17 protein-coding genes are annotated in these 16345 nt (G+C 63.5%); 2 read left to right on the forward strand and 15 right to left on the reverse strand.

Annotated features, from left to right (window positions below; genetic code table 11):
• The first annotated feature begins 148 nt into the window (after window positions 1-148).
• Window positions 149-1609, forward strand: coding sequence for a protein adenylyltransferase SelO (selO, locus tag LOY53_RS24965; RefSeq protein WP_258703398.1), 1461 nt, complete (start codon window positions 149-151; stop codon window positions 1607-1609).
• Window positions 1610-1802: 193 nt separating this feature from the next.
• Here the strand turns inward: selO and LOY53_RS24970 are convergent, their stop codons facing one another.
• Together LOY53_RS24970 and LOY53_RS24975 are read right to left on the reverse strand one after the other, a co-directional pair.
• Complete coding sequence (locus LOY53_RS24970; protein ID WP_258703399.1) at window positions 1803-2576, reverse strand: ParA family protein; 774 nt, start codon at window positions 2574-2576, stop codon at window positions 1803-1805.
• A 110-nt stretch (window positions 2577-2686) separates the two neighbouring features.
• The gene (locus LOY53_RS24975; RefSeq protein WP_099455590.1) at window positions 2687-3586 is read right to left on the reverse strand and encodes a LysR family transcriptional regulator; all 900 of its coding nucleotides are present in this window, start codon (window positions 3584-3586) and stop codon (window positions 2687-2689) included.
• A 165-nt stretch (window positions 3587-3751) separates the two neighbouring features.
• Here LOY53_RS24975 and LOY53_RS24980 point away from each other — a divergent pair, with 165 nt between their 5' ends.
• Window positions 3752-4939, forward strand: a complete 1188-nt coding sequence (locus LOY53_RS24980) for an MFS transporter (RefSeq protein ID WP_252827364.1) — start codon at window positions 3752-3754, stop codon at window positions 4937-4939.
• A 13-nt stretch (window positions 4940-4952) separates the two neighbouring features.
• On the opposite strand, the gene gspM is transcribed toward LOY53_RS24980, so the two are convergent.
• The 13 genes from gspM to gbpA all read right to left on the reverse strand — a co-directional run bounded on the left by gspM (window position 4953) and on the right by gbpA (window position 16261).
• The gene (gene gspM / locus LOY53_RS24985; RefSeq protein ID WP_252826110.1) at window positions 4953-5423 is read right to left on the reverse strand and encodes a type II secretion system protein GspM; all 471 of its coding nucleotides are present in this window, start codon (window positions 5421-5423) and stop codon (window positions 4953-4955) included.
• Window positions 5420-6532, reverse strand: coding sequence for a type II secretion system protein GspL (gene gspL / locus LOY53_RS24990; protein ID WP_252826111.1), 1113 nt, complete (start codon window positions 6530-6532; stop codon window positions 5420-5422). The genes gspM and gspL overlap by 4 nt, the downstream gene beginning before the upstream one ends.
• Window positions 6525-7382: a general secretion pathway protein GspK gene (locus LOY53_RS24995; protein WP_252826112.1), complete on the reverse strand. Its 858-nt coding sequence runs from the start codon at window positions 7380-7382 to the stop codon at window positions 6525-6527. Before LOY53_RS24995 ends, gspL begins: the two co-directional genes overlap by 8 nt.
• Entirely contained in the window at window positions 7379-7963 is a 585-nt protein-coding gene (gspJ, locus tag LOY53_RS25000) for a type II secretion system minor pseudopilin GspJ (protein WP_258703400.1), read from the reverse strand. The genes LOY53_RS24995 and gspJ overlap by 4 nt, the downstream gene beginning before the upstream one ends.
• Window positions 7950-8333 carry a type II secretion system minor pseudopilin GspI gene (gspI, locus tag LOY53_RS25005; protein WP_252826114.1) on the reverse strand — a complete coding sequence of 128 codons (384 nt, stop codon included), beginning with the start codon at window positions 8331-8333 and terminating at the stop codon, window positions 7950-7952. Before gspI ends, gspJ begins: the two co-directional genes overlap by 14 nt.
• On the reverse strand, window positions 8311-8775 hold the full coding sequence (gene gspH, locus LOY53_RS25010; RefSeq protein ID WP_252826115.1) for a type II secretion system minor pseudopilin GspH: 465 nt from the start codon (window positions 8773-8775) through the stop codon (window positions 8311-8313). The genes gspI and gspH overlap by 23 nt, the downstream gene beginning before the upstream one ends.
• Complete coding sequence (gene gspG, locus LOY53_RS25015) at window positions 8772-9218, reverse strand: type II secretion system major pseudopilin GspG (RefSeq protein WP_258703401.1); 447 nt, start codon at window positions 9216-9218, stop codon at window positions 8772-8774. Before gspG ends, gspH begins: the two co-directional genes overlap by 4 nt.
• A gap of 1 nt (window position 9219) precedes the next feature.
• Entirely contained in the window at window positions 9220-10425 is a 1206-nt protein-coding gene (gene gspF / locus LOY53_RS25020) for a type II secretion system inner membrane protein GspF (protein WP_258703402.1), read from the reverse strand.
• A 2-nt stretch (window positions 10426-10427) separates the two neighbouring features.
• Window positions 10428-11891 carry a type II secretion system ATPase GspE gene (gene gspE, locus LOY53_RS25025; protein ID WP_258703403.1) on the reverse strand — a complete coding sequence of 488 codons (1464 nt, stop codon included), beginning with the start codon at window positions 11889-11891 and terminating at the stop codon, window positions 10428-10430.
• Window positions 11888-13729, reverse strand: coding sequence for a type II secretion system secretin GspD (gene gspD / locus LOY53_RS25030; RefSeq protein ID WP_252826119.1), 1842 nt, complete (start codon window positions 13727-13729; stop codon window positions 11888-11890). Before gspD ends, gspE begins: the two co-directional genes overlap by 4 nt.
• Window positions 13726-14223, reverse strand: coding sequence for a hypothetical protein (locus LOY53_RS25035; protein WP_258703404.1), 498 nt, complete (start codon window positions 14221-14223; stop codon window positions 13726-13728). Before LOY53_RS25035 ends, gspD begins: the two co-directional genes overlap by 4 nt.
• 4 nt (window positions 14224-14227) lie before the next feature.
• On the reverse strand, window positions 14228-14710 hold the full coding sequence (locus LOY53_RS25040) for a cytochrome b (protein ID WP_258703405.1): 483 nt from the start codon (window positions 14708-14710) through the stop codon (window positions 14228-14230).
• A gap of 84 nt (window positions 14711-14794) precedes the next feature.
• Window positions 14795-16261 (reverse strand): N-acetylglucosamine-binding protein GbpA, encoded by a 1467-nt coding sequence (gbpA, locus tag LOY53_RS25045; RefSeq protein ID WP_258703406.1) that lies wholly within the window; start codon window positions 16259-16261, stop codon window positions 14795-14797.
• Window positions 16262-16345 lie beyond the last annotated feature (84 nt).

Here is a 16345-nt window from a genome sequence, read left to right on the forward strand (position 1 = left end):
CTTGCGAGGGCTACGCCCTCGATCGCAGGCAAGCCAGCGCCTACTGGGGCTGCGCTAGCCCAAAGCTCAGCGCTGATCCGGTAGGAGCTGGCTTGCCTGCGATGGGCCGCGAAGCGGCCCCCTTGGCACCGATTTCCAGGAGCAACCCGTGAAAGCCCTCGACCAACTCAGCTTCGACAACCGCTTCGCCCGCCTGGGCGATGCGTTCTCCACCCAGGTCCTGCCCGAACCTATCGCAGACCCGCGCCTGGTGGTGGCAAGCGAGTCGGCCATGGCCCTGCTCGACCTCGACCCCGCGCAAGCCGACTTGCCGGTGTTCGCCGAGTTGTTCAGCGGCCACAAGCTCTGGGAAGAGGCCGACCCACGCGCGATGGTCTACTCCGGCCACCAGTTCGGCTCGTACAACCCGCGCCTGGGCGACGGCCGTGGCCTGTTGCTGGCCGAAGTGCTGAACAACGCGGGCCAACATTGGGACCTGCACCTCAAAGGCGCTGGCCAGACCCCGTATTCGCGCATGGGCGACGGCCGCGCCGTGCTGCGCTCGTCGATCCGCGAGTTTCTCGCCTCCGAAGCCCTGCACGCGCTGGGCATCCCGACCAGCCGGGCGTTGTGCGTGATCGGTTCGAGCACCGCGGTTTGGCGTGAAAGCCGCGAAAGCGCGGCCATGCTCACGCGGCTGGCACAGAGCCATGTGCGCTTCGGCCATTTCGAGTACTTCTACTACACCCGCCAGCCCGAGCAACAGCGCGTGCTGATCGACCATGTGCTGGAACAGCACTACCCCGAATGCCGCAAGGCCGAACAGCCCTATCTGGCCATGTTCCGTACGATCGTCGAGCGCAACGCCGAGCTGATTGCCCGCTGGCAAGCCTATGGCTTCTGCCACGGGGTGATGAACACCGACAACATGTCGATCCTCGGCATCACCTTCGATTTCGGCCCCTTTGCCTTCCTCGACGACTTCGACGCCAACTTCATCTGCAACCACTCTGACGACCGTGGCCGCTACAGCTACAGCAACCAGGTGCCTATCGCCCACTGGAACCTCAGTGCGCTGGCCCAGGCGCTGACCACGGTGATCGAGGTGGAACCGCTGAAAGAGGCGCTGGAGCTGTTCTTGCCGTTGTACCAGGCGCATTACCTGGACCTCATGCGTCGGCGCCTGGGCCTGACGACCGCCGAGGATGAAGACCTCGCCCTGGTCGAGCGGCTGCTGCAATGCATGCAAAAGGGCGGCGTGGACTACACCCTGTTCTTCCGCAAGCTGGGTGAACTGCCGATCGCCGAGGCGCTGAAGGTCGTCCGCGACGACTTCATCGACCTGCTGGCCTTCGATGCCTGGGGCGCGGACTACCTTGCCCGCTGCGCGCGTGAGGCCGGCAACGGCGAAGGGCGGCGTGAACGCATGCATGCGGTGAACCCGCTGTACGTGCTGCGCAACTACCTGGCGCAGAAGGCCATCGAAGCGGCCGAGGCCGGCGATTACAGTGAAGTGCGACGGCTGCACCAGGTGCTGAGCCGGCCGTTCGAGGAGCAGGCCGGAATGCAGGCATACGCCCAGCGGCCGCCGGAGTGGGGCAAGCACCTGGAAATCAGCTGTTCATCGTGATGCCTGGAAGGTGTTTGCCTTGAGGTTTTCTGTGCCTGTAAGACCGAGTCGGACCAACAAGGCGGTCGCGCGCCAATATCACAGGCCTCACTGGCCCGAAACAGATGTAGGAGCAGCCTTGTGCTGCGAAGCGCCGCGCGGGCGGCGCTCGATCTCTGCCCCACCACAAAGACCACGCCCTACCCTTGAACCCCTAAGCGTTTTCTTCCAACAACGAATGCAACGCCACAAACTGCTGGGTCAGCTTGTGCCGTGGTTCCAGGTGAATCAGCGGCAAGCTGGCGTGGTGCGACTCGCGCATCTTCACCGAACTGCCCAGGTACACCGGTAGCACCGGCAGGCCTTCGGCCAGCAGTTCGTCGAGCATCTGCTGGGGCAGGCTGGCGCGGGACTGGAACTGGTTGACCACGATGCCCTCGACCAGCAGGTCCTCATTGTGGTCATCTTTGAGCTCTTCGATTTCCGCCAACAAGCCGTACAGAGCCTGGCGCGAGAAGCTGTCGCAATCGAAGGGGATGAGCACGCGATCGGCTGCGATAAGCGCAGAAACCGCATAAAAATTCAGCGCCGGCGGCGTATCGATGTAGATCCGTTCGTAATCCTCGTCCAACTCGTCGAGCAACTTACGCAGCTTGTTGATCTTGTGCTTGGCCTCAAGCTTGGGCTGCAAGTCAGCCAGCTCGGCGGTGGCCGTCACCACGTGCAGGTTGTCGAATGGCGTTTCGTAGATATCGACCTTGTTCTTCTTGCTGAAGGGCCCGCTGGACAGGCTCTGCTTGAAGAAATCGGCGATCCCCATGGGGATATCATCACCCGTCAGGCCGGTGAGGTACTGAGTCGAGTTTGCCTGGGCATCCAGGTCGATCAACAAGGTCCGGTAACCTTCGCTGGCACTGACCGCCGCCAGGTTACAGGCGATGCTCGACTTGCCCACACCACCTTTCTGATTGAACACCACGCGCCGCATGAGAGACCTCCGTGTATCAACGAATGCCCGAGTATGTGGTGGCTCGCCAGCTAAGGCCAGCGGCAATTGTCGGGTGATGATGGCGAACTGATCACGATGCCCGGGCGCCACTACGAAGGCTTCGTGACCTGCCCGGTCAACAGCTCGGCAAACGCCCTGGCCATCGCTGAGCTGCCGTGTTCGCGCTGCACCAGCCATACCGCCGTCATCGCGCCTTCATCCAGCAAGGTGCGGTACACCACGCCCTCGATGCGCATGCGCTGGAACGAGGCCGGCAATACCGAAACCCCTAGCCCCGCCGACACCAGGCCGATGATGGTCATCGCCTCCCCCGCCTCCTGGGCGAAATGCGGGCTGAACCCAGCGTGCCGCGCCAGGCTGAGCAATTGCGCATGCAGCCCGCTGCCATAGCTGCGCGGAAAGAACACGAACGGCTCATGCGCCAGGGAGGCCATGTGCACCCCCTGCTCCGTGCCCACGGCCAAGGGGTGCGAGGCATTGATAACGGCCACCAGCGGCTCGCGAAACAGCTCGGTCGCCACCAGGCCCTCCGGCAACGGCATGGGCCGCATCAGCCCCACCTCGATGGACTCGTCAAACACCGCTTCAGCCACATCACGGCTGCTCAACTCCTTGAGGTTCAGGTGCACGGCCGGGAAGCGCTGGCGAAAAGCATGAATGGCCTTGGGGATTTTTGACGTGAACGGTGCCGATGACGTGAAGCCGATCTTCATCTCGCCGAGCTCCCCCAACTGGGCGCGCCGGGCCACATCGGCCGCTTTCTCGACCTGCGCCAGCACCTGGCGTGCTTCCTCCAAGAACAACCGCCCCGCCTCGCTCAGTTCGACCCGACGATTGGTACGGTCGAACAAGCGGGCACCCAGCTCTTGCTCCAGCGCCTGGATTTGCTGGCTCAAAGGAGGCTGTGAAATGCCCAACTGCTGGGCCGCGCGGCCAAAGTGCAGCTCTTCTGCCACAGCAATGAAGTAACGCAGATGGCGCAGTTCCATGATCGGCTCCAAACAAGTCGTAAAACGTCTTAAATAGGTCGAACAATATATTGGATCTAATCATTAGCCAGCTATATGCTTTTTTCATTGCGCCAGAGGTACCCGCCCGTGAAAACTGCTGTAGCTCCCCTTCCCGTCGACCCAGAACCTGCCCCCCTTAACGAAATGTGGATCGAGAAAGGCACCCCCGCCTTCATGAAGACCGTGCTGGCCCTGTTCAGCGGCGGCTTCGCCACCTTCGCCCTGCTGTACTGCGTGCAACCGATGATGCCCCTGCTGTCGCAGGAGTTTTCCATCAACGCGGCACAGAGCAGCCTGGTGTTGTCGGTCTCGACTGCCATGCTGGCGTTCGGCCTGTTGATCACCGGGCCGATCTCCGACCGCATCGGGCGCAAGCCGGTGATGGTGTTTGCGCTGGTCTGCGCGGCCCTGTCGACCTTGGCCAGCGCGGTGATGCCGACCTGGGAAGCGGTATTGGCGACACGTGCACTGGTCGGCCTGTCGTTAAGCGGCCTGGCGGCGGTGGCCATGACTTACCTGAGCGAAGAAATCCACCCGCAGCACATCGGCCTGGCCATGGGCCTGTACATCGGCGGCAATGCCATCGGCGGCATGTGCGGGCGTCTCATCACCGGGGTACTGATCGACTTCGTCAGCTGGCACACAGCGATGCTGACCATCGGCGGCCTGGCACTGGTCGCGGCGCTGGTGTTCTGGAAGGTACTGCCTGAATCACGCAACTTCCGCCCACAAGCCGTGAACCCACGTAGTCTGCTGGACGGCTTCGTCATGCACTTCAAGGACGCCGGGTTGCCTTGGCTGTTCCTTGAGGCATTCCTGCTGATGGGCGCCTTCGTCACGCTGTTCAACTACATCGGCTACCGCCTGCTGGCAGGGCCTTACCACATGAACCAGGCGCTGGTCGGCTTGTTGTCGGTGGTGTACCTGTCGGGTATCTACAGCTCTGCGCAGGTCGGCGCACTGGCTGACAAGCTGGGGCGGCGCAAGGTGTTCTGGGTCAGTATCGTGGTGATGGCGGGCGGCTTGCTGATGACCTTGGCCAGCCCGCTGGTGATGGTGATTCTCGGCATGCTGGTGTTCACCTTTGGCTTCTTCGGTGCCCACTCGGTGGCCAGCAGCTGGATCGGGCGGCGGGCGTTGAAGGCCAAGGGCCAGGCTTCGTCGCTGTACCTGTTCTGCTACTACGCAGGGTCCAGTGTCGCGGGGACCGCGGGGGGGGTGTTCTGGCATCAATGGGGCTGGAACGGGATCGGCCTGTTCATTGGCAGCCTGCTGGCGGTGGCGTTGCTGGTGGCGTTGCACCTGAGCCGCCTTCCCGCCAAGACAGCCTGATCATCGCCTCGCTTCAGGCCTCGCTCAATGCCAGCGCAAAGCGGGCCTGAAGCCACTCACCGTCTACGTGCAGCTGGATGTTGCGCACGCCACCGGTGTCTCGGCCCAGGCTGTGCAACCAACTGAACACCGCAGCAGGCGGGCCTTGCAGACTGATATCCACCTGCTCCGCCCGGGTTTCCAGCGCGGTGATGGAAAGCCCGGCCACACGAGCGCTCTCGCTCAGGCTGGCGGGGGTAAGCCGCTCGACCGAGCCTTGCGAACGCACCGGCACCCGCGAGACACGCTGCAGTTGCGCGCCCAGCGCCTGCGCTCGCAGCAGTTTTTGCTCAGCCTGCTGCAGGCGGGCCTGGGCAGGTAGCCAAGCGAGTTGCCAGACCGCGATAAACGCGAGGCCCCACAGCGCAGCGTGCAATGACGTGCGCCGGCCAGCCGGTAACTGCTGCCATTGGCGCACCCATACCGATTCCTGCCAGCGTTTCATTCGGCCTCCTGCCACGAGAGCGCAGCCCGTACGCCGTGTTCAGCCTGGCTGGCATGCTCCACCAGCAACCCGGGAACCCGTTCGCGAAGGCGCTCCAGGTCACCAAAGCCTTGCGCAGCAACGTCCATGCGCCAGCTGCCAGCGGGGTCTGATTCGGCCCGTTCGAGGGTGACATTCCCGGCGGCGACCAGGTGCTCGGCAAACCACGCCAACCGCTCCACAGCGGTCGCGGGCAGGGTCCGCTGTTCAAGAGCAACGATGCGCGCCGCCAGATCAGGCCCCACTGGCTGATCGGGCGCCCAACGCTGAAACGCCATGACGTTTTCGGCCTGCTGCTGTGTTGCACGCTGCAAAACCCATTCGGCACGCAGATAATCGGCAATGCTGGCCATCAGCACGATCAGCGCCAGCCCTGCCGCCAACCCATGCCAGCGTGGGCCCTTGCGCCGTCGACGCAAAGCGCCCTGGCGCAGGTCGATCGCGCCCGCACGCCCTTGCACCAGGGTAGCCAGGGCGCTGGGGACCGGGTGGTTGCACAGCGGCATGCCCGGGTGGTGTGTTTCGGCCATCCAGGCCATGCGCGGGAGCTGACGCGCCAGTAACTGAGCGGCATCGGCTCTGACCGCCAGACGTGCGCAGCCACCGCCGCCGAGCAGCCATCGCCCCCCGAACCACAGCGCGCACGCTTCATTGCCTCCCAGCAGGTCGGCGTCGACATGCACAGCAACGGGGTCAATGCCCTGCGCCTGCAACAGCGACAGCAGCTGCTGAAAACCTTCCAGCGCCAGCATCAAAACCCTTCTGCAGCCCTGCTCATCCGCTGCCCCGAATGCCAGGTGCGAGGTTTCCAGCGGGGATGCCAGCTGTTCTTCGGCGGCATAGGCCAGCGACTCGCGTCGAGGGCGCTTGCCAGGCACTGGCCCGATCACACAGCACCCGGCCATTTCCATCGGCACGATCACCACCACCGCCGCACCTGGCAGCGCTGCCGGTAGGTCGCCCAGTTGCGTTCGCTGCTCCAGGCCCTGCGCCGTGCGCACAATCACTGGCCACGAGGTATCGGCTGCGGCCATACCCTCGGCCAGCAGAAACAGGAAAACTTCACTCATCTGGCCGTAGCTCCGGCTGTGCAGAAAAAACACGACGCACCACCCGAACCTGGTCGGTGTTCAGGTCGATTTCCACGTCGCTGTAGAGGTACATGTGCTTGTTGCCCAGCACGGCCTGGACCTCCAGGCGGAACCATCGGCTGGCTGTTGTCAGGCCATGGTTTTGAATGCCAAGGCCGATGAGTTCGGGCAGCGCCAAGAAGCGCTGGACGCTGGGGTACCCCGCGGCGGGGCGCACATCCACCAGGCGCTGTGCAACCGATAACTCCACCCCCTCCAGTGCTCCGAGCATGCGCGCCGAGGCCGTGTTGACGTTGAGCGCTGCCCGAGGTGGCAGCGCCACTACCCAGGGCTGCAAACGCGTCATCATCTCGCCGCTGACACCCGGTAGTGCCCGCAACTGGGTAGGGTCGAGCAGCGGCTGGCCGGCCAGTGCGTCCAGCGCGGGTGGCTCGATCTGCAATGAATGGCAGAGGCGCTGCCACCGTTTGAGCAGGACCGGGTCGAGTGTTTTCCCCGCAGTCAGTGCAGCCAGGTTAAACCGCCCAGAGAGGTCTTCCAGGCGCAGTTGCACGCGCCCTTCTTGGACATCCAGCGTTTGGTTTCGCGCCCAGGGCTGGCCGCCATGGGTCACCTGCAGCAGGGTGTCACGCTGCTGCTTCAATTCAAGCAAGGCGAGGCGCTCTCCGGCCTGTGCGAGCTGTTGCAGGCGTGATGCCTCGATTTGCTGACGGATGCCCCCGATCAGCCCCTGGTGGCTGCGCAACATGCCGGCAACCATCAGGGTCAGCAGGGCCATGACCAGCAACACCGTGATCAACGCCACGCCGCGCTGTCGCGCCCGGTTCACAGGCTGCTCCCCGCCAGCGGCAGCACGCGGCGTATCCCTTGCAAACGCTGGGTCGACAGGGTGATTTCGAGGGCTTGGGGTGGATGCACCTGGCCCGGCGGCCAGCTGGTTTGCCACCCAGCGCCGTTAGCGTGTAGCCGCCAACGCAATTCGACGACCCCTTCGAGCAGCCGCTGAGGCTGCCCCACGCCGTGTTCCAGCGTGCGACGTTGACGCCACAGCACGCCGCCAGCCAGCCAGTATTCGACCACTCTCAGGTCGCTGCGTGGCAATGGCTGGCTGTCGCGCGCTGCCCCTAGCAGCCAGCCTACCCGCTGCTGTTCCAACTGCACGCTGTAGCCTGCGCGCCTGCTCTTTGGCGCAGGCCAGTAGCTCTGCAGGGCATCACGCTGCAGCACACTCATGGCCCGGCCCAAGGCCCGTAGTTCATCGGCTTGCGCCTGACGTACGCTATCGGCCCGCACCAGTGCGTCCAGCAGCAGGCTGCTGCCGGTCGCGAGCAAGGCAAAGATGGCCAGCGCCAACAGCAGCTCCAGCAAGGTAAAACCCTGCTGGCCACGGGCACCGTCACTGCGCAGCATCGCCAGCCTCCAGCCAGCCCGTGGCCAGCTGCAGGGGCTGCGGGTCAGCGGCCAGACCCACGCGCACGTCAACTTCGACAAGACCCGCTTGAGCCAGGCGCCGCCTCGACTCGGCCACGACCCAACTGCGCTGGTCGAAACTGACTTCCAGCGTGCGGCGCCCAACAGCCGATGGCGCCTGCAAGCGTAATTCGGTCAAGTGATTGTCGGCGATCCAGCTGGCGAACAACCGATCACGCCCCCCTTGCGACTGCGCCAGCACATGCTGGCTGGCAGAGGTCACTGCCGCGGCCAGCACGGCGAACACCGACAATGCCACCAGCACTTCCAACAGGGTGAAACCACGTTCAGCGTTCGAGCCAGGGGTCATTGAGGCCATCGCTCGTGAGGGAGGCAAGGCGCACGCCCGCCTCATGAAAGTGCAATGAAAACGGGGTGTATTCATCGGTGCTGGCAAATACCAGTTGCGCGCCGCTGGCTGGCCCGAGAAGCGCCACCGCCACGCCGTCGATTTCCAACTGCAGGTCCAGCTCGATGGCGCGCCGCTGGCCCGCCGCCGCCCACACCGGCCCCGCGCGCAGCATCAATTGGTAGCCATGGGGATCGATGCGTAGCCCCAGTGCTTGCCCTTCGAGCACCGCTTGCTGCCTGGCATGCTGCACCACTTGCAGGAGCAGGCCGGCTTCTCGATAGGCCAGCCGTTGCCGATCCCCCCCACCCGCCAGCCCTGCCATGCCCAAGGCAATGCCTGCCAGCAGCATCACCAGCAACAGCTCAAGCAAGGTAAAGCCCCGCGAGCGGCGCAATGTCATTCGGCCCAGTTTCCGATATCCGCATCCCTGTCTTCGCCGCCCGGTTGGCTGTCGGCGTCCAGCGAGTACAGGTCATAGCCCTGTCCGGAGCGCGTGCCGGGGTTGGCGTACTGATAGGGGGCACCCCAAGGGTCGGACGCAGCAGTCTTGAGGTAGCCTTGCGCATTCCACTGGCGTGGCAGCGGGGCCACGGTCGGGCGTTTGACCAGCGCTTGCAGGCCTTGGGCTGTGGTCGGGTAGCGCCCGTTGTCCAGGCGGTAGATTTCCAGCGCAGTGGAGATGGACTGTATATCGGTGCGCGCTGCCGTGAGCTTGGCGTGATCCGGGCGGCTCATGACATTGGGCAGCACCAGCGCCCCCAGTACGCCCAGGATGATGACCACGACCATGATTTCGATAAGTGTGAAGCCGCGTTGCAAACGCCGTGTAGAGCCAAGGGGCATGTCAGTTGACCAGTTGATTGAGGTTGAGAATGGGCAGCAGGATGGCCAGTACGATGAACAGCACGATGCCACCCATCACCAGCAGCATCAGCGGCTCACACAGGCTCACCAGTAGCGAGATCCGCCCGGCGAGTTGTTTTTCCTGAAGGTCGGCGGCGCGTTCGAGCATGCTTTCAAGTTCGCCTGCCCGTTCGCCGCTGGCGATCATGTGCAGCATCAGCGCAGGCAACGCCTCGCTGCGCGCCAGGCTGCTGGCCAGGGTCGCGCCTTCGGCGACCTCGCGGGCGGCCGTTTGCAAACGCTCACGCAACACCAGGTTGCCGACCACGCCGGCGCCGATGCTCATGGCCTCGACCAGCACCACGCCGCTTCTGCCCAAAATCGCCAGGGTGCTGACGAAACGCGCGGCGTCACTGGTGCGAACCAGCTCCGCAAAACCCGGCACCCGCAGCGCAATCGCATGCCAGTGCCGTCGCCTTGCGGGTGCACGAAGCGCCAGCACAACCGCCGCTGCAAGCACCAGCAGCAGCACCACGGCCAGCACGCCATAGCGACCGGTCGCGTCGCTGAGGGCAATTAGTATTTGAGTTGCCAGGGGCAGTTGGGCATGGTCGCGGGCAAACGCCTGCACCACGTCAGGCACCACGTAGCCCAGCAGAAAGCCTACGACCAGCAGCGATACGATCATCAGGATCAGCGGGTAGACCATCGCCAGCTGGACTTTCTGGCGCAGAGCCTGCTGGTTCTCGCCATGCCCGGCCAGGCGTTCGAGCACGCCGGCCAGGTCACCCGAACGTTCGGCCGCCGCGACCGTTGCGCGATACACCACCGGGAAGGCCGAGGGGTAGCGCGCCAGCGCGTCGGCCAAGGTATTACCTTCAGCCACACGCTCGGCCACCCCCAGCATTACCTGCCTGACCTGACGCTGGTGCTTCTGCACCGCCACTGCGTGCAGGGCCTCGGTCAACGGCATGCCCGCCTGCAGCAAGGTCGCCAGTTGCCGGGTCAACAGGCAACGACGCGCGAGGTTCAAGCGGTTGCTGCGGCGCACTGACGCAAAGGGCGATGGCCGTTGCGCCTCGATCGTCAATACCACCATCCCCTGCTCGCGCAGTTGCTGCCGCGCCTGGCGCGCACTGGTGGCGTCCAACGTGCCGCGCTGGCGGGCGCCGGCAGCGCTCTGGGCTTGATAACGGAAAACGGCCATGCTCAGTCCTGGCCCGTCACGCGCAGCAGTTCCTCGACGCTGGTCTGGCCAAGGCAAACACGCTCGACGCCATGCTGGAACAGGCTCGGTGTATCGCTGCGGATCAGCTCACGCATGTGCGCCTGCGAGGCACGCCCGTGAATGGCCTGAGCCAGTGCGGGGTTGACCACGACCATCTCGTGCAAGGCCACGCGCCCGCTGTAGCCCAACTGGCACTCAATACACCCTGCGGCCTTATACAGTTGCGTGGGTAACGTCGCGGGGTTGCCCAGGGCATTCGCCGTAGCGTCGTCCACTGCGTAGGCGACCTTGCAGTGCGGGCACAGCACCCGCACCAGCCGCTGGGCCATGACACCGGCAAGGGAAGACGCCAGCAGGCAGGTATCCACGCCCATGTCCGCCAAACGGGTAATGGCCCCCAAGGCGCTGTTGGTGTGCAGGGTCGAGAGCACCAGGTGCCCTGTCAGTGAGGCCTGCACGGCGATATCGGCGGTTTCCCGGTCGCGGATCTCACCCACCATGACCACGTCCGGGTCCTGGCGAAGAATGGCCCGCAACCCGCGAGAAAAGGTCATCTCGACCTTGGTGTTGACCTGCGTCTGGCCAATGCCGGGCAGGTGATATTCGATGGGGTCCTCGACGGTGAGGATGTTGCGCGACGTCTGGTTGAGCACCGAGAGCGCCGTGTAAAGCGTGGTGGTCTTGCCGGAGCCGGTCGGCCCGGTCACCAGGAAAATGCCGTGGGGTTTTTCCAGCATGCCCAAAAACCCACGGCGCACCGACGCCTGCATCTGCATGTGTTCCACGTCCAGGCGCACCGCCTGTTTGTCCAGCAAGCGCAGCACTACCCGCTCACCATGGGCAGCGGGCAAGGTCGACACCCGCACATCCACTTCATGGCCTGCCAGGCGCAGGCTGATGCGACCGTCCTGCGGCACACGCTTTTCGGCAATGTCCAGGCGAGCCATGACCTTGATTCGCGATACCAGCAACGCGGCCAGCGCCCTTGGTGGCGTCAGCACTTCACGCATGACCCCATCGATGCGCATGCGCACGCGCAACTGCTGCTCGAAGGTTTCCAGGTGAATGTCCGAGGCGCGCGACCTGACGGCTTCGCTGAGCAACGCATTGAGCAAGCGGATGATCGGCGCGTCGTCCTGTTGATCGAGCAGGTCGCTGGTCTGCGGCAACGCCTCAGCCAGGCGGGTCAGGTCGATTTGCTGGTCGAGCCCCTGGATCACCGTCTGCGCCGCATCCTGCGCGCCGCCGTAGCAAAGGGCGAGCTGCGCGGCAAACTCGCCTTCATCCACCAGGCGCAACGGCCAGTGGTTGCCCACCAGGCGCAACGCCTCTGACAGCGCATCCAGCGATGCGTTATCGCGCATCAGCAAAGCGGGCTCGGCGGCCTGTTCGGCCAGGAGGATGCCGTGGCGCCGGGCGAAGTGGAACGGCAACAACTCACTCACAAGCCGGCCTCCTCGACAGTGGGCAGGCGGCGGACATCGAACAGGCGCTGAGGGTCTTGCGGCACGTTCGAAGGGTCGGCTGCACGCACGTCGTCATACGCCCGGCGCCCAGCTTCGATCAGCTCAGCCTCACCACGCAAAATGGTTGGCCGCAGGAATACCATCAGGTTGGTCTTTTCCTGGGTGTCCCGGGTCCAGCGAAACAACCCGCCCAGCCACGGTATGCGGCTAAGCAGAGGGACACCACGCTGCTCGGTACGTACGCTGTCCTTGATCAAACCGCCAATCACGATGATCTCGCCATCGGCGGCGAGGATGGTGCTCTTGAGCGTTCGCTTGTTGGTGATCAGGTCACCCTCGACCGTGCTCGGCGCCAGTTCGGAGCTTTCCTGCTCGACTTCCAGGCGCAGGCTGCGGCCTTCATTGATGTGCGGGCGGACCTTCAGGCTGATGCCGATGTCCTTGCGTTCGACGGTGGTGAACGGGTTGTCCGCGCCGCTGCCCGCAGTGGTGTAGGAGCCGGTCTTGAAGGGCACGTTCTGGCCCACCAGGATGTGTGCCTCCTGGTTGTCCAGGGTCAGCAGGCTTGGGGTTGAGAGCAGATTGCTCCGGCTATTGCTGGCCAGCGCGGAGACCAGCAGCCCGAAGCGGTCGGAGCCTATCGCCAGCGCCGCGCCACTGGGCAAGGCCTTCTCCGGCCCCAACAGGTTCGCCAATGAGGTACCGCTGTCAGGGAAGGTCACCCCGCCCTTCAAGCTCCCGGTGTCGACGCCCCATTGCAGCCCCAAGGCCTCGTTGATGTCGCCACTGACCTCGACGATTGCTGCATGTATCAACACCTGTGCACGGGGCTGATCCAGCTGCTGGATAATCTGTACCACGCTACCCAAGGTCTGAGGCTCGCCCAACAACACCAAAGCATTCTGGCTGGTATCGGCCTTGACCATGGCCCCTGCCGCCAGCGGCTGGCCCAACGTTTGCGTGCCCGCCTTGCCATCCAGGCGCTTGCCGACTTCACCCAGCACCTCGGCCAATTGCTCGGCGTTGCCATGCTGAAGGCGCACCACCCGCCAGTTTTGCGATGACGCAGGCGCAGGGGCATCGAGGTCTTTGGTCAGTTGCGCCAGGCGTTGGCGAGCCTTTGCCGGGCCGAGAATCAACAGACGATTGCCACGCGGGTCGAGCAGCACCCGAACGCCGCTGTCCGAGCCGCCCGCAGACGCTTCGACCACCGGCAGCACGTCACTGGCCTGGGCGGTGCGCAGGGTCACCAACTCGTAGTCGTGCCGCTGGCCGCTGTCGAGTTGCACAACCAAGGCTTGCAGGCGATCGAGGTTGGCAGCCGAATCGGTAACCACCAGGGCATTGGCTGAACTGGACGGGCCGATGTAACCGTTGCTCGATACCAACGGCCGCAGCAGCCCGGCCAGGTCGGCGGCAATGCTGCCGGAGAGGGTGAATACCCGTGTGGTGAATGCCGAAGGGATCGCATCGACCTGTTGGTTGGCCCAGGCCTTGGCTTCACTGGCCGGCAGCACCAACAGCCGATCACCGTCGTTGACTGCAGCAAAACCTTGGGCATTGAGCACGGAGTAAAACAGCCGTCGAATGCCCTCGCGGTCATGCGCTTGATTGGACAGTACCGTGATACGGCCTTGAACACGCGGGTCGAGCACGATCGTCTGGTCGAGGATCGCCCCTACCTCGCGCACCACATCACGCACATCGGCGTCGCTCATTGCCAACTGCCAGGTAGGCTCATCAGCCAAGATCAGCGGGCTGGCCAGGGTCATGCAGGCACCGAACGTCGCAACGCGCAGGTATCGTTTGAAAGTCATTGCACCTCCCGCAACAAGCGGGGTGAATCAGCAGCGACCCGGCCGGGGGTGGCCGTGTTGCCAGTGGGATGGAAGAGCGTGGAGTGGGTGCCAGAAAGCGGTACGACTTCTTCACGGCCATCGACCCAGAGCGTGATGGAACGCACATCGATGCGCCTTAGCACACTGCCGCCCGCAAGCCTGTCGCCAACCCGGTGCACGCCTTCGCCCTCGCGGCTAGCCACCAGCGCCCAGGCATCACCGCGGCTGGAAACAAAGCACGCCTTGAGCACGATGCCGGCTTGGTTCGAGGACTGCTGGCCAGGTGCACTGAAACCAAATGCCAGCGCCAGCGCTACAGTGGACAAGGTCTGCTCCGGTGCAGGTGGCGGGGTTGTCGCCCGCGCCTGCACAGCAGAAGCGTCGATACCTGGGCGCGCCATCTCACGCACGCCCAGAAGGGTCACAGCCACCAGCAGCAGAGCAATCCAGGGCAGGTAGGAAGAGCGTTTCATGGGTTCAAGGCAACATTCGACGCAATACGCGCCGCCCGCTTAGCTCATGGAAAACCACTGCACCGACGTGCAGCAACACGCCCAGTGCCAACAGTGAACTCGCCGCGATGTGCAACTTGGACCACGCAGCCAGCCAGAACCAATCGCTCAACAGGGGTGCCAAGGTGAACCAGCCAAATACGTCGATTGGCCCGTCCATCATCAGCACGCCGGACAACAGCACCACGGCCGTCACCCAATAAAGACCTTCATGGACCAGGTGGGCGATCAACTGCCCGGTGGGGTCATCATGTACAGCGCCTGGCCTGGGTTTAAACAGGCGAACCAGCCAGCGCACCAGGAACAGGGGAATGAAAAGGGTCGTCAGGCTGACGTTGACGAAGCCAACGAGGCTGGCGGTAGTGGGCTCAACATCGAAAATTGCAACGTAAAAGCCACTGACCAGCGCCCAAACAATCACCACGGCAGAGACCCAGTGCAACAGCACCTGCTGCCAACAATACTTGTGTTCATGCATTGAAAGTACCCAGGCTGGCCTGGCAGCCCATCACGGGCTGCCAGGCCAGCTCCTTTATCGCTTGATCCAGGCGTCTTGCCCGTGGCTGCCTACACCAGGCTCATATTGCGTGGCACTTTCCGAATAGGTCTTGAACCAGCCTTCGTAGGGGAACGGCTTGCACTCGAAGACTTCGCCCGTCTTGGGCTGCAGGACTCGCGTGCCGGCCTTATAGCTGGCGATAGACTGCGGGAATTCGAAGTCGTAGCCTTCGCTGCCTGCGGCTTTCAACTGAACCGTGCGCTCTTCCTGCAGCAGTACGCGACCGCTTTTGTTGACGCCTACGACCTTGAGCAGGTGCTCGCCTGCGGTACTTTCGACCGGTACTGCAACTGGGCTGGTAGTGGCATCGACGTCCTGCTCAACGAAGCCGACCTGCTGATTGGCGGCGTCAAACAGGCGAGTAGTGAGCAGCAACTGACGGTTGGTCATGACGCTGAAGTCCAGGATGGTCTTGCCGTCGGTCAGGGTATAGTCAGGCTTGAGACCATGCAGGTGAAGGTAGCTATCGTCCACCGGTGTCCCTTCGATCTCCAGTTGATAGCTCGTGATTTCGGTTTCTGGTTTGGCATAGATGTTATTGATGCCCGGCATCGGCTTGATGTTGCCTTCGCTACCGATTCGGCCGGCTTGTACTAGGTTCTGAGTCTCATTGATGCGCTTGGCGAGCTTGAGCGACCAGTTATCCTTTTTGGCCTCCTCGGCATGTTCGATGTCAATGCTGACGCTGTACTGCGGGCTTTCCGACGTACCCACGAAGGCTCGGGCCTTGACTTTGTCGCCGATCTGCAAATTCCGATTTGGATTGATGCTGCCTACTTGCGGCCATTCTGGCGCGGGTCCGCCCTCGGCCTGGATATCCACGTCCATGACGTCATGGAAAGCAGCTGCGGTGTCGTCAATGGTCCAGAGACCCAGAATAACGTGATGCCCGGTGCGGTCAGCCGGCAGCGTGCACTGATGCTTTTCAAGGGCCGGGCCTGTCATGGGCTGGCCTTCTCCCCGAGCAGGTTTGCCTTGGCCATCGACCTCACAGAATGGCGTTAACTCGAATGCCTCGCGGCTCAACGCCACGTTCGGATTCCAGTCGGGTTTGGTGATGAAGTATTCCCACTTAGTGGTTTTATGCCCAACTGCGTAGTACCAGTCGAACGCGACTTGCCTATCTCGAATGGGCGTCAAATGCCAACGGCCGGCCGTTTGCTCATCGAGCAGGGCAAAACTGGAGAGCTCACCGCTCGCAATCTTACCGTCGGCGGGCCCGCGTTGCGGGAAGCCTTTAGGCCCTTCACCGACAGATTGCGGCTCGTACATGGCTGGACCACAGCCACTGTTCAAGCCCGATTGACAGGCGTACGCGCGAGAGGGTGGGTTAGAGGTATAGCCATGGGCATTGGCCACTTGCACATGCAGGCCAGCCCCAGCAATAGCCACCCACACACTGCTGACGACGAGTGTTCGCAGGTTGTTTCTTGTAATCATCAGGCACTCCGGACGCTTGGTAGAGCAATCAGGAGCGGCAACTCCCGACAGACGTGCCAAAGTCTAAAGACGCGTCCGGCACCG

The sequence above is a fragment of the Pseudomonas sp. B21-031 genome (assembly GCF_024748985.1).
Classification (GTDB): domain Bacteria; phylum Pseudomonadota; class Gammaproteobacteria; order Pseudomonadales; family Pseudomonadaceae; genus Aquipseudomonas; species Aquipseudomonas kermanshahensis.

Bases quoted from the DNA above. Each gene is read 5' to 3' on its own strand.
- LOY53_RS24970 (WP_258703399.1), bottom strand. From the start codon at position 2,576: ATGCGGCGCGTGGTGTTCAATCAGAAAGGTGGTGTGGGCAAGTCGAGC.
- LOY53_RS24975 (WP_099455590.1), bottom strand. From the start codon at position 3,586: ATGGAACTGCGCCATCTGCGTTACTTCATTGCTGTGGCAGAAGAGCTG.
- LOY53_RS24980 (WP_252827364.1), top strand. From the start codon at position 3,752: ATGTGGATCGAGAAAGGCACCCCCGCCTTCATGAAGACCGTGCTGGCC.
- gspM (WP_252826110.1), bottom strand. From the start codon at position 5,423: ATGAAACGCTGGCAGGAATCGGTATGGGTGCGCCAATGGCAGCAGTTA.
- gspL (WP_252826111.1), bottom strand. From the start codon at position 6,532: ATGAGTGAAGTTTTCCTGTTTCTGCTGGCCGAGGGTATGGCCGCAGCC.
- gspJ (WP_258703400.1), bottom strand. From the start codon at position 7,963: ATGCTGCGCAGTGACGGTGCCCGTGGCCAGCAGGGTTTTACCTTGCTG.
- gspI (WP_252826114.1), bottom strand. From the start codon at position 8,333: ATGACCCCTGGCTCGAACGCTGAACGTGGTTTCACCCTGTTGGAAGTG.
- gspH (WP_252826115.1), bottom strand. From the start codon at position 8,775: ATGACATTGCGCCGCTCGCGGGGCTTTACCTTGCTTGAGCTGTTGCTG.
- gspG (WP_258703401.1), bottom strand. From the start codon at position 9,218: ATGCCCCTTGGCTCTACACGGCGTTTGCAACGCGGCTTCACACTTATC.
- gspF (WP_258703402.1), bottom strand. From the start codon at position 10,425: ATGGCCGTTTTCCGTTATCAAGCCCAGAGCGCTGCCGGCGCCCGCCAG.
- gspD (WP_252826119.1), bottom strand. From the start codon at position 13,729: ATGACTTTCAAACGATACCTGCGCGTTGCGACGTTCGGTGCCTGCATG.
- LOY53_RS25035 (WP_258703404.1), bottom strand. From the start codon at position 14,223: ATGAAACGCTCTTCCTACCTGCCCTGGATTGCTCTGCTGCTGGTGGCT.
- gbpA (WP_258703406.1), bottom strand. From the start codon at position 16,261: ATGATTACAAGAAACAACCTGCGAACACTCGTCGTCAGCAGTGTGTGG.